Below are 11,930 nucleotides of genomic sequence, written 5' to 3'. Positions count from 1 at the left end.
ACGCGGAAAAGGGGCCGGGGCCTTGCCCAAGTTCATCTTCGGGCCCCTTTTCCGCGCCTTGGTTGCCGGAGATTTTTTTACTTGGCCATGACGAACTTGCCGTCCTTGACCTGCACCATGACCATGGAATCCACGCCCAGGCCGTTATGGTCCTTAGGGGTTATGTTGTAGATTCCACTTATGCCCACGTAGTTTTTGGTGCTTTCAATGGCGTCTCTTAAGGCTGCTTTGTCTGTGCCCGCCTTTTCCATGGCCAGCGCCAGGATCATGATGGCGTCCCAGGCATAGCCGGAGTGGGTGTTGATGGGGTATTTTTTGTTGTAGTGGTAGACATCGTTGTAAAGGTGCACAAATTCCTTGATCACCTTTTTCTGGGGGTCTGTGTCCTTCAGCTCCTGCCAGACCATGAGCTTGGTGGAAGGCATGAGATCGCCTTCAGCCGCCGCGCCCGCCAGTTTTATGTATTTGGGGCCGGGCAGGCCGTGACACTGCACCAGGGGCATCTTGAGCCCCAGGGCATGGTGGTTCTTGGAGACAATGGCTCCGGCCGGTCCGATGGTCCAGCAGACAATGGCCTGGGGCTTTAAGCCCGCTATCTTGGTGAGCTGGCTTTTCATATCCACGTCCCTGGGATTGAACTGCTCCTTGGCCACGATCTCAAACCCCATCTCCGGCCCCATTTTGGCGACCCAGCGGGCTCCGTCCCTGCCAAAACCGTCTGAAGCGGTGATCAGCCCCAGCTTGGTGAGGCCCTTGGCCTTTAAGTAGCCCAGCACCTTGGCCACGGCAACCGAGGAGCGTTGGGGGGCCTTGAAGACCCATTTGGCGCTGCCGAAATTCATCTTGCCGATCTTGCCTTCCATGATCACCGGGTCTCCGCCCACGGTCATCACAGTGGGAATCTTGGATTGATCCACCTGCTTTTTAACCGCCATGCCGGTGCCGGTGCGGGTGGGGCCGACCACGGCCACCACTTTGTCCACGCTGACAAATTTCTTAAAAGCCATCACCGCCTTGGTGGGTTCTCCCTCTGTATCGGCAGTGACAAGTTCGATCTTCTTGCCCTTGACTCCGCCTTCCTTGTTGATTTTTTGGGTGACCATTTCAGCCACCATCTGGGTGGGCGCCCCGATAAAGGCAGCCGGTCCGCTCAAGGCGAAAAAGGCTCCGATTTTAATGGGCTCCTCAGCCTGGACCCCCTGAGCGCCTATGCCGCCTAAAAAAAGGGCAATGGTCAGGACGGCCGCAAGTTTTCTGCCTGTCCGCATGGTTAAACCCTCCCTAATGGAAAAAATGCAAAAATTCCCGTCCCCTTAAGGGGACGGGGCCTCCCCGGCCAGGTTTTGAAACCTGCCTTCTAATCAAACCTGTGGTCAAAGACCCTTTTGGATTTACGGTCACTCCTGGGCAGACCGGCGTATTTCACCAGCTCCACCTTGGCCGAGACCATGATCTGCTCCTTGACGGCTTTTTGAATCGCCTTCTTTGTGGCCTCGTCTTCTTCGGGCCGGGCCGTGTCGGAACGCTCCACCCGGATGGTCATGTAGTCTTTTCCGTCTTCACCCCTTTCCAAGATGATCTGGTATTCGCTGCCGATTCCCGGGCTGTTGCTTAAAACATGGTCTATCTGGCCGGGGTAGATATTCACCGCCCGGAAGATGATCATGTCGTCGCTGCGCCCCAGGATGCGCTGGTGTCTCGGCAGGATGGAGCCGCAGGAGCAGGGCTCGGGGATGAGCCTGGTCAGGTCTCTGGTGCGGTAACGGATCAGGGGCGCGGCCTGTTTGCGCAGGGTGGTGACGACCATTTCCCCCATTTCACCGGGCTTCACCGGCTCCAGGGTCATGGGGTCTATGATCTCCAGGATGTAGTAGTCGGCCCAATAGTGAATGCCCTCATGGGCCCGGCATTCCAGGCCGGTGCCCGGCCCGTAGAGTTCTGTGAGCCCGGGAATGTCGAAAAGCTCCACCCCTTCACCCAGGCCCTGAATAATGCGTCTTCTCATGGCTTCGGAGGTTCTTTCCGACCCATAGATGATTTTTTTCAGCTTCACCTCTTGGGTCAGATTCCGTTTTTTAAGCTCTTCAGCCAAAAGAAGGGCCATGGAAGAGGTGCAGCAAAGCACCGTGGCTTTAAAATCAATTAAAAAACGACATTGCATCTCAATGTTGCCCGGACCCAGGGGCAGAGCCATGGCTCCGAAACGTTCACAGCCGTTTTGAAACCCCCAGCCCGCGGTCCAGATGCCGTAACCAACCGCGATCTGCACCCGGTCCAGGGGAGTGAGGCCGGCCATTTCATAGCAACGGGCAAACATGTCGGCCCAGTCGTTTATGTCATCCGCCGTGTAGGCCAGAACCTTTCTCTTGCCGGTGGTGCCGCTGGAGGCGTGAACCCTGACCACCTTTTCTTCGGGCACTGAAAGCAGGGGCAGGGGATAACCCTTTCGCAGGTCGTCGGCTGTGGTAAAGGGCAGTTTTACGAGATCGTCTTTGCTTTTGATGTTTTTTGGGGTCACACCGGCCCGATTCAGCTTTTGGCGGTAATGGGGGCAGTTCTCATAGGCATGTTTCAGAGTCCAGGCAAGCCCCTGATTCTGCAGGGCCAACAGCTGGTTTTCATCTTTAAGCGAAGGCATGAAGGTCATGACCTGTTTCTCCTTGGTCTGGTTTGGGGAGCATTGGGCGAAAAGGTCCGGGCCCGGCCCACAAAAGGGATCAATGGAGCAGGATTTTGTGAGGAGAGGGAAGCTCAGGTCAGGTAGAGATAACGAGCTGGAATAGAGGCCATATACAGATGAAATGCTAAAACGGGTTCAGGTTGGGATAAACTCTCCGGGCGGGCCTGTGGATCTTGGCCACAGACCTTTATTCTTGCCGGAATAATAATGCCTCAAACAGCCCCTCCTTTTTGCCTCCGCTCGGAGGTGGCTTTCTCATCCAGGTTTAACTTTTCGTCAACCACCACCCCATAGTGCTCTTGGGCAGCTTCAATGCTTATGACTCCGTCTTTTACTTCTTGGGCCACCTTTTCAGCCGGGCGCCTGTAAGGCTCGCCCCAACCTCCGCCGCCGCCTGCCTGCTGAAAATAGACGGTTCCCCTGGGCACCCCTGTCACCAGGTCCTTGGTGGTGCAGATATAGCGCCGGCCATCCGGGTAGTTAAGCCAAATGCGGTTTAAGGCTCCCCGGCCGCCCCCGGCCGAGCCAAAGGAAGGCTCCACGTCTCCATCGCCAAAGGTCACGACCTGGGTGTCGTCCGAGCCGATTTCAAATTCCGTGATCACCCCCAGTCCGCCCCGCCACTGCCCCGGCCCGGCCGAGTCGGTCCAATATTCATGGCGTTTGAGCAGATGGGGGGTCTGCTGCTCAAACATCTCGTAATCCTGGTCCAGGACTCCGCCGCTGGCGTCGATCATGCCGATGTGGTCGTAGCCGTCCACGCCTTTCATGGCCCCTGAGCCGCCTTTAAGGCCCATGAAGCCTATATCCACGTAGGCGTCTTGTTTTCTGGGGTCAATGCCGGTGGTCAAAGAGCAGAGCAACTCGTTCCACTCGGCGGTGACCCGGTCCGGGATCACCGGCGAAAGCGCCCGCATGATGGCGTCTGCATTGTTGGGGCACAGATGGTTGCCGTAAGTGGTTGCGGCCGGGTAGGCCGCGTTCAAAAGAGTACCCTCCGGGATGGTGATGCTCATGGGCCTTATCATGCCGTCGTTGTGTGGAATATCCGGGTTCACCATCTGCAGGAAGGTCAACAGCGTGGCAGATGCGCTCGAGGTGTAGGTGCCGTTTACAAATCCCTTGGTCTGGGGGTCTGTGTCGGAATAGTCAAAGTGTATGGATTCATCCTCCACGGTTATTTTAACCCGAATCACATGCACGCTGCCGGGATTTTTGCCGTCAAAATAGGCCCTGGACTCTCCCTGGTAGACTCCGTTGGGAATGGTTCTTATCTCGGCTTTCATCATTTTTTCGGTGGCCCGGAACAGGTATTTTTTGTGGGCTTCGAAGCTAAGAAGACCATAGCGGGCTATGAGGCTTTTGATGCCGCGCTCGCCCACCACGCAGGATCCGATCTCGGCCCGCATGTCTTCGGCCACAATATCCAGGCGGATATTGGCAAAGATGAGGTCCCACACGTCTTTTCTGAGCTTGCCCTTTTCATAGACCTTGATCGGCGGGATGCGCAAGGCCTCTTGCCACACCTCGGTGGCCTGTGGGTTGTAGCCTCCCCGGACCGCCCCGCCTATATCGGCCTGGTGGCCCTTGCAGGCCGCCCAGGCCACCAGGACCCCGTCATGGAAAATGGGTTTAAAGGCGGCCACGTCGTTGTTCTGGTTGCCCAGGGAAAAGACGTCGTTGTGAAAGATCACATCCCCGTCGTGGATATCGTCTCCGTAATAATCCACCAGATACTGACACACGGGACTCAGGCTGAAGGCCAGGATCGGCAGGTTTTCACACTGCTCCAACATGCGGCCCTTGGCATCGTAGAGCCCGGTCACAAAGTCCTTGGCCTCGCAGAGAATAGGGGAGCGGGTGGTTCTGGCCAGGGCGATCGACATCTCGTCGGTTATGGATTTAAAGCGCCGTTTTAAAATGGATACCAGGACCTTGTCTATCTTTGGCTTTGTCATTGTCATGGCCGTATCCTTTCCAAAACTTCCGTTTCCTTGGCGGGCAGGTAAATGGTCATGGTGCCGTAGCGATCCACCACCATGCGGTATTCAGGGGTTATAAAGGTGGAAGTGTTCACCTGTTCCACCATGGCCGGTCCGGCTATGCGCATGCCGTGGCGCAAAAGCGCTCCGTCATACACAGCCATATCCATGAATTCGTCTGCCTGGGGCACATAGGCCCTTCTACGGCCCTTAAAGGCGCTTTGGGGCTCTTCGCCAAAATAGGGCTCTTCCTGGAACTTGGGCTTGTCGGTTCGTCCTATGGTCTTAAGCCGCATGTTGATCAGCTCCACCGGGGTGCCCACGTCGCTCAGCTCATAGCCGAAAAGGCGGTTGTGGGCCGGGTGGAAGCGGTCTATCATGGCCCTTAAATCCAGGTTTTCCACCTCTTCCGCGCTCACTTCCACATTCACCTCGTGGTATTGCTTTAAATAGCGCAGGTCCAGGGAATAGATAGCCTCCACCTTATCCGGGCTTATTCCCTCGCCGCCAAGCAGTTTATGGCCCTCCTGGTTCATCTCGCGGAAGAGCTCCTTAAAACGCCTGGTCTCCACTTTTTCGAACAAGGTGGGATAGGTGCGCACAAAGTCGTGCTCCAGGTCGCTCATCAGCATGCCTGCCGCGCAGAAAATGGAAGATTCCCTCGGCACCAGAAGCAGGGGAATCTCAAGCTCAAGCGCTATCATGCAGGCGTGGTTGGGGCCCGCTCCCCCGGCCACCACCAGGGGGAAATCCCTGGGGTCGGCCCCCTGCTGCACGCTTACTTCCCGCACTGCTGCGGCCATGTTCACGTTTATGACCTGGTACATGCCCGCCGCCGCCTTTTCCACGGAAAAGCCCAAGGGGTCCGCGACATGTTTCTTGATGGCCCGTTTTGCCTTGTCTACGTGCAAAGGCATTTTGCCGCCCGCGAAATATTCGGGCGAGAGATAGCCCAAAACCAGGTCCGCATCTGTGCAGGTGGGCAACTCCCCGCCAAGTCCATAGCAGGCCGGGCCGGGTGAGGAACCGGCCGATTGGGGTCCCATGCGCAAGAGCCCGCCCTCGTCTATCCAGCCGATGGAACCCCCGCCCGCGCCGATGGTGACCACGTTCAGCATGGGCAAGGCAATGCGGCGGTGGTCTATCTCGCCTTCGGTGGTGACCAGGGGCTTGCCGTCCTTGATCAGGGCCGCATCAAAACTGGTGCCGCCCATGTCCACGGTTATGAGGTTTTTTTGTTCATGCACCCGGCCATAGGCAATTCCGGCCACCGGCCCTCCGGCAGGACCGGAGAGCAGGGTGTTGGCTGCCCCCTTCATGGCCGCCTCGGGGCTTATCACCCCTCCGTTGGACTGCATGATCAAAAGCACGCCCTGGTATCTGGCCTCATCCAGTTTACGGATAAGGCTGTCCAGATAGTTTTTCAGAATGGGTCCCACAAATGCGTTCAGGCAGGTGGTGGAGACCCGGTCGTAGAAACGGATGGAGGGTAGAATCCCGGTGGAGGGGCTTAAATAGGCCTCGGGCAGGATTTCCCTTACCAGTTCGGCGGCCTGGTTTTCGTGCTCCGGGTTGGCAAAGGAGTTCATAAAGCAGACGGCAACCGCCTCGCACTGGTTTTCCTTTAGCTTTTCAGCCTGTTCCCGCACCTGTTCAAGGTCCAGGGGAACCAGTTCCCTGCCTGCGTAATCCAGCCTGCCCTTTACCGGAAGCCTCAAGTGCCTCGGAACCACGGGCTTTACATTTTGATAGCGGTTGTTGTATTGCTCTTCCCTGATGCCCCGGCGCATCTCAAGGGCGTCCCTCACCCCGCTGGTGGTCAAGAGCCCGGTCTTGGCCCCGCGCATGGTCAGCACCGCATTGGTGGTGACCGTGGTGCCGTGGACAATTGCCTCCACCTGATCCAGGAACTCCTCCAGGCTCATGCCATGGTCCCCGGCCATGAGCCCCACTCCCTTCATGGTGCCTATGCTCGGGTCTTTGGGAGTGGACAGCACTTTGTAAATGGATGAAGATCCGTCTTGCCTGGTAAGTAGAAAATCAGTAAAGGTGCCTCCCACGTCTATGCCGATCTTGTATTTCATCTGACGCCTCACCCTTAAAGAGGATGGTTTGAATGGCTTTTTTCCGTTTGTTCTGAAAAGGCCGCTTCCCTTGGTTTAAAAAATGGAAGGCTCTTCCATCTCGCCCAGCACCTGGCGCATCACCCCGGCCATCTCGCCCACCGTGGCATAGGCCAGGCAGCATTCCACCAGGTCGGGCATGATGTTCTTGCCCTGATCAAGGTTTTTTTCAAGCCCCTTGAGCGCCTTGGCGACCTGGCTTTGGGAGCGGAAACTTCTCAGCCTTTTCAAGGATTCGGCCTGTTTTTGGGCTGATTCCTCACTGTATTCATGGAGCAGCACTTCCTGGTCCTCCCGGCCTTCGCCTTCATCGTTGTACTTGTTGACCCCAACCTTGACCCTTTCCCCCGAGGCCAGGTCCTTTTCCCACTCATAGGCCTGGCGGGAAACCAGGCGCTGCACCTGGCCGCTCTCCACCGCGGCCACCATGCCGCCCCATTTTTCCACCTGCTCCATTTCAGAGAGGATTTTTTCTTCCATCTGTTTGGTCAGGGTCTCTATGAAATAGGATCCAGCCAAGGGGTCCACCGTGTCCCTTAAGCCCACTTCGTCCATCAATAGCTCCAAGGTGCGCAGGCTTAACAGGGCCGAGTGGGGAGTGGGAATGGTGTAGGCCTCGTCATAGGAGCAAAGGGCCGTGGTCTGGGCTCCGCCGAGCGCCGCGGCCAGGGCGTAGTAGGCTCCCCGCATGATGTTGTTCATGGGTTGGGCCTTGGTCAGCCCATAGCCGCCCCCGCCAAAGAGCCCCCTCAGGAAAAGGGCCTTTTTATTGGTTATGCCGTAGCGCTCTTTCAAGAGTCCTGCCCAGAGTTTGCGCGCGGACCTGAACTTGGCCACCTGTTCCCATAGATTGCCGAAGATGTTGAAGTTAAAGGAGAACCGCCCAGCCACCTGGGTGGGCTCATAACCCCTGGCAATGACATTGTCCAGATAGGCAAAGGCAATGCCAAAGGCAAAGGCGATCTCCTGGGCCGGGGTGGCCCCGGATTCCCGGATGTGATACCCGCAGACGCTCACCGGGTTGCAGCGGGGCAGGTTGCCCTGGGCTGTTGCGTATTCAATCACATCGCAGGTAAGGTCCACGGCCGGACGCACCGGATAGATCCAGGCCCCGCGGCCGATTATCTCCTTGAGGATGTCGTTTTGCGGGGTTGCGCTTATCAGGGCGGGATCAATCCCCTGCTTTACGGCCATGGCCTGGTACATGGCCAGCATGATGTTGGCCACCGCGTTGATGGTGAGCCCGGCCCCGATTCTGGTGAGGTCTATGCCTTTGAAGGCCACCTCAAAGTCGGCCAGGGTGTCCACGGCCATGCCCACCCGGCCCACCTCGCCCACGGCCATTTCATGGTCCGAGTCGTAGCCCATCTGGGTCGGCAGGTCAAAGGCAACGTTCAGCCCGTTCTGGCCATGGCTGATCAGAAGCTTGAAACGCTGGTTGGTCTCCTCCGGCGTGCCGAATCCCGAATACTGGCGAGTGGTCCAGGCCCGGCTGCGGTATCCCTGGGGGTGCAGGGCGCGGGTAAAGGGGAATTCTCCCGGGTCGGCCAGGTCTCTGGCATAGTCAAAGCCGACTTGCTCAAGGTCCGCGGGGCCGTAGACCGGTTTCACCTTGATGCCGCTGGCCAACTCCACTTCCAGGATGGCGTCTTTGGCATCCTTTTTATAGCGGGCGACTCCCATTATTCCTCCTGCTGTCTAAGGCGGATGGCCGTAATCACCCCTTGGGCCAGCTCGGGCAGGGGGGTTCCGCCTGGAAAAACCCCAACCACGCCCATTTTCCTTAACGGTTCTATATCCTTGCTTGGAATCACGCCTCCCACCACCACGGCCACCCGGGTGAGCCCTTTTTCCTTAAGAGCCTGCATGAGGCGTTTACAGATCGGCAGATGAGCCCCGCTCATAATGGAAAGCCCTATGGCGTCCACAGACTCTTCAAGGGCTGTCATCACAATGCGCTCCACACTCTGGTGCAGGCCCGAGTAGATCACCTCAAGCCCTGCGTCCCGCAAGGCGTGGGCAACCACCTTGGCCCCCCGGTCGTGACCGTCCAGACCCGGTTTGGCCACCAGGATGCGTAAACGGCCCTTGCCTTGGTTTTGGTTCAGGGCGTTATTCATGGTTTCCATCCTCTTTGGGCAAAAGAACTGCCAATATGCGGTCCCCGCCTGCGATGATATGGTTTTTGCAGGCCAGGGCAGCCTCTTCGGGCTGCTTGTTTTTAACTGCCTGCAGAAGTTTTCTGTGGTCCTCAAGGGAGCGCCTGGCGGTCTCCGGATCCGAGAGCAAGGCCACCCTGAAGCGATGCAGCACATCGTGCATTCCGTTTATAAGTTTGGTGAGTATGCTTGAGTCGGCGGCCTGATAGAGCATTTCGTGGAAACTGGTGTTCAAGGTGATGAGCCTGTCCTGGTTATCCTCGCGCAAGGCCTTTTCAAACTGATCCACGTTTTGGGTCAGCTTTTTAAGCTGGTCAGCGCTAATGCGTTCAGTGGCCAGTTCCACGGCATAGGATTCCAGGGCCGCCCGCACTCCCACCACCTCGGCCACTTCCTTGGCGCTGATGGGGCGCACCTCGTATCCCCCGGTTTTGCGCCTGGTGACCAATTCCTCCTGCTCCAGCCGGTGCAGGGCTTCGCGCACCGGGGTGCGGCTGGCCCCTATGCGTCCGGCCAATTGTTCCTCCACCAGGCGCTCTCCCTCTTTAAACTCGCCTGTTATGATCATGCTCCTTAAAAGATCAGTTACCTGCTCTCCCAAGGAGCGGCGTTCCAGTTTGATCTTGGCTGCCATTACCTGGCTCCCCAGAAACCCGCCTCACGGGCGATATTCGGCTTAAGCACCTCGTGGGTGCCTCCACCGTAAAGCAGAAAGCGGCAATCCCTGAAATAACGCTGGGCGGGATATTCGCTGGAATAGGCATAGGCCCCCATTATGCGGGTGGCCTCGTCGCAGGCCCGGCAGGCGGTTTCCGTGGCAAAGTATTTCAACATGGCCGATTCCCTGCCGCAAGGCTCGCCGCTGTCGATCATGGCGGCAGTCTTGTAGAGCATCAGTTCAGAGGCCCAGATTTCCGTTGCCATGTCGGCGATTTTGGCCTGGATGAGCTGGTAATTGTTTATGGTCTTGCCGAATTGGCTGCGCTCCTGGGCGTATTGGAAGCTGGTTTCATAGGCCGCCTTGGAAAGCCCCAGGGCCAGGGCCGCGGTCATGGCCCTGATCTCGGCCAGGATGGAAAGCAGCGCACCCAGGCCCTTGCCCGGTTTGCCGAGAAGGTGGTCTTTGGGTATGAGGCAGTTGTCAAAGGCCACTTCGCCTATTTGGGTGGTCCTGGTGCCGAGCAGCTCAAAAGACGGGCTCACGGTCAACCCCTTGGTGTCTCTGGGAAGCAGGAAAAAGTTCAACCCCCTTATTCCCTTTTCCGGGTCTGACTGGCAAAGCACCGTGAAAAAAGAGGCCAGGGGCGCATTGGTTATCCAGGTCTTCATGCCCTGGATCAGCCAGTGGTCTCCCCGGTCCGTGGCGGTTGTGGTGACTCTGCCCAGGTCTCCGCCCGCCTCCGGTTCGGTGAGGCAAAAGGAGCCGAGCATTTCGCCCCGCATGGCAGGCATGAAATAGCGTTCTTTGATTTCATCGGCGCCAAAGCGGTATAAAAAGTTGGTGGCCATAAGGCACTGCTTGGCCGCCACCGCGGCCAGGGATAAAAGCCCCTTGGCCAGCTCTTCGCACATGATGCAGTAAAGGGTGCAGTTGCCGCCCGAGCCGCCCTTGTTCTTGGCGTAGCGGATGCCAAAGGCCTGCATTTCGGCCAGCTTTTTAAATAGCTCCATGGGGAATTCGCCTGATTCGTCTATCTCCTGGGCCAAGGGCGCGACTTCCTGGGCCACGAACCTGGCCATGATCTGGCGCAGAAGCTTCTCAGGGTCCGAGCGCAGGGCTTTTGGGGTCATGACCCGGCTCCTTTCGTGAGGTTTTCCATAATCGCCGGAACCACCTTGAACAGGTCGCCCAAAACGGCATAGTCGGCCACCTTGAAGATCGGGGCCCTGGGGTCTGTATTTACGGCCGCGATATAGCGGGCTCCCAGAAACCCGGCCCGGTGTTGAATGGCCCCACTTATGCCCAGGGCCAGGTACAACTCCGGCCTGACGCTCTGGCCGGTCTGGCCCACCTGGCGTTCAGGTCCTATCCAGCCCTGCTCCACCGCCACCCTGGTGCCGGCCACCTGGCCGCCCAGGGCTTGGGCCAGTTCTTCCAGCAGCTCAAAGCCCTTTTGATCCTTGAGCCCCCGGCCTCCGGCCACGATCACCTTGGCCAAGCCCAGGTCCACCTGTTTTTGGGCCAGGTCCTTAAAGGAAACAAGCCTCGGCAAAAGATCCTCCGGCTCTATTTCCACTTTAAAGTCAATAACCTCTGCCTTTAGTCCCGGATCCTTCTTTGCGACAGCCATGACCCCCGGCCTTACCGTGGCCATCTGGGGCCTGGCCCTGGGGGTGAAGATGGTGGCCATGACATTGCCCCCAAATGCGGGCCTGGTCTGCAAGAGGTTATTGTTTTCCGGGTCAATGGCGAGTTCAGTGCAGTCGGCGGTGAGCCCCAGGTCCAGCCGCCTGCTTAAGCGCGGGGCCAGATCCCTGCCCTGGGGCGTGGCCCCCATCAGCAGTATGGCCGGGTTTTCATTGATAATCAGGTCGGCCAGCACCTTGGTGTAAGCCAGGGTCTGGTATTGGGCCAGGTCCGGGTGATCGGCCACATACACCTTATCCGCCCCATGGGCCGCCAGCTCAGAAATGAGACCCCTCACCCGGTGCCCGAAAAGCACGGCCGCTAGGCTCTGATTGGTGGCCCGGGCCAGTTTGCGCCCCTCGCCGAGAAGCTCCAGGGAGACCCGGTTCAGGTTCTCCTTGTCCACCTGGGCAAACACCCACACCCCTTGATACCCGGAAAGGTCCGGTATGGGTTCTTCTTCGATATCCCCCATCAGGGCCTCGAACTTACAGGCGCTCAAACAGGCCCCGCACTCAGTGCAGCGCCGGTTTATGCCTGCCAGCTTGTCTTCAATGGTTATGGCCCCATAGGGGCAGGCCTTGAGGCAGAGCCCGCAGCCGGTGCAGTTTTCCTCTACTATCCATATGGCCATTACAA

General features: G+C 58.0%; 9 protein-coding genes. All 9 read right to left on the bottom strand.

Annotated elements, in window-relative coordinates:
* Nucleotides 1-77: 77 nt before the first annotated feature.
* Complete coding sequence (locus X474_RS17460; protein ID WP_052515356.1) at nt 78-1,268, bottom strand: ABC transporter substrate-binding protein; 1,191 nt, start codon at nt 1,266-1,268, stop codon at nt 78-80.
* An 89-nt stretch (nt 1,269-1,357) separates the two neighbouring features.
* The gene (locus X474_RS17455) at nt 1,358-2,647 is read right to left on the bottom strand and encodes a phenylacetate--CoA ligase family protein (RefSeq protein ID WP_044350735.1); all 1,290 of its coding nucleotides are present in this window, start codon (nt 2,645-2,647) and stop codon (nt 1,358-1,360) included.
* A 245-nt stretch (nt 2,648-2,892) separates the two neighbouring features.
* Nucleotides 2,893-4,638, bottom strand: coding sequence for a hydantoinase B/oxoprolinase family protein (locus X474_RS17450; RefSeq protein ID WP_044350772.1), 1,746 nt, complete (start codon nt 4,636-4,638; stop codon nt 2,893-2,895).
* A gap of 2 nt (nt 4,639-4,640) precedes the next feature.
* Entirely contained in the window at nt 4,641-6,746 is a 2,106-nt protein-coding gene (locus tag X474_RS17445; protein ID WP_044350733.1) for a hydantoinase/oxoprolinase family protein, read from the bottom strand.
* Nucleotides 6,747-6,821: 75 nt separating this feature from the next.
* A complete protein-coding gene (locus X474_RS17440) occupies nt 6,822-8,468 on the bottom strand; it encodes an acyl-CoA mutase large subunit family protein (RefSeq protein WP_044350732.1) in 1,647 nt (548 codons plus the stop codon).
* The gene (locus tag X474_RS17435) at nt 8,468-8,905 is read right to left on the bottom strand and encodes a cobalamin B12-binding domain-containing protein (protein ID WP_044350730.1); all 438 of its coding nucleotides are present in this window, start codon (nt 8,903-8,905) and stop codon (nt 8,468-8,470) included. The genes X474_RS17440 and X474_RS17435 overlap by 1 nt, the downstream gene beginning before the upstream one ends.
* Nucleotides 8,898-9,578: a GntR family transcriptional regulator gene (locus X474_RS17430; RefSeq protein WP_044350728.1), complete on the bottom strand. Its 681-nt coding sequence runs from the start codon at nt 9,576-9,578 to the stop codon at nt 8,898-8,900. Before X474_RS17430 ends, X474_RS17435 begins: the two co-directional genes overlap by 8 nt.
* Nucleotides 9,578-10,735, bottom strand: a complete 1,158-nt coding sequence (locus tag X474_RS17425; protein ID WP_044350726.1) for an acyl-CoA dehydrogenase family protein — start codon at nt 10,733-10,735, stop codon at nt 9,578-9,580. The genes X474_RS17430 and X474_RS17425 overlap by 1 nt, the downstream gene beginning before the upstream one ends.
* A complete protein-coding gene (locus X474_RS17420) occupies nt 10,732-11,925 on the bottom strand; it encodes an FAD-binding protein (protein WP_044350724.1) in 1,194 nt (397 codons plus the stop codon). The genes X474_RS17425 and X474_RS17420 overlap by 4 nt, the downstream gene beginning before the upstream one ends.
* Nucleotides 11,926-11,930: the final 5 nt, after the last annotated feature.

This window comes from Dethiosulfatarculus sandiegensis (genome assembly GCF_000931935.2).
Classification (GTDB): Bacteria; Desulfobacterota; Desulfarculia; order Desulfarculales; family Desulfarculaceae; genus Dethiosulfatarculus; species Dethiosulfatarculus sandiegensis.
The sequence above is the reverse complement of the archived record's forward strand: the minus strand, read 5'-3'. Positions and strand labels throughout refer to the sequence as shown.

Bases quoted from the DNA above. Each gene is read 5' to 3' on its own strand.
- X474_RS17460 (WP_052515356.1), bottom strand. From the start codon at position 1,268: ATGCGGACAGGCAGAAAACTTGCGGCCGTCCTGACCATTGCCCTTTTT.
- X474_RS17435 (WP_044350730.1), bottom strand. From the start codon at position 8,905: ATGAATAACGCCCTGAACCAAAACCAAGGCAAGGGCCGTTTACGCATC.
- X474_RS17455 (WP_044350735.1), bottom strand. From the start codon at position 2,647: ATGACCTTCATGCCTTCGCTTAAAGATGAAAACCAGCTGTTGGCCCTG.
- X474_RS17450 (WP_044350772.1), bottom strand. From the start codon at position 4,638: ATGACAAAGCCAAAGATAGACAAGGTCCTGGTATCCATTTTAAAACGG.
- X474_RS17420 (WP_044350724.1), bottom strand. From the start codon at position 11,925: ATGGCCATATGGATAGTAGAGGAAAACTGCACCGGCTGCGGGCTCTGC.
- X474_RS17445 (WP_044350733.1), bottom strand. From the start codon at position 6,746: ATGAAATACAAGATCGGCATAGACGTGGGAGGCACCTTTACTGATTTT.
- X474_RS17425 (WP_044350726.1), bottom strand. From the start codon at position 10,735: ATGACCCCAAAAGCCCTGCGCTCGGACCCTGAGAAGCTTCTGCGCCAG.
- X474_RS17430 (WP_044350728.1), bottom strand. From the start codon at position 9,578: ATGGCAGCCAAGATCAAACTGGAACGCCGCTCCTTGGGAGAGCAGGTA.
- X474_RS17440 (WP_044350732.1), bottom strand. From the start codon at position 8,468: ATGGGAGTCGCCCGCTATAAAAAGGATGCCAAAGACGCCATCCTGGAA.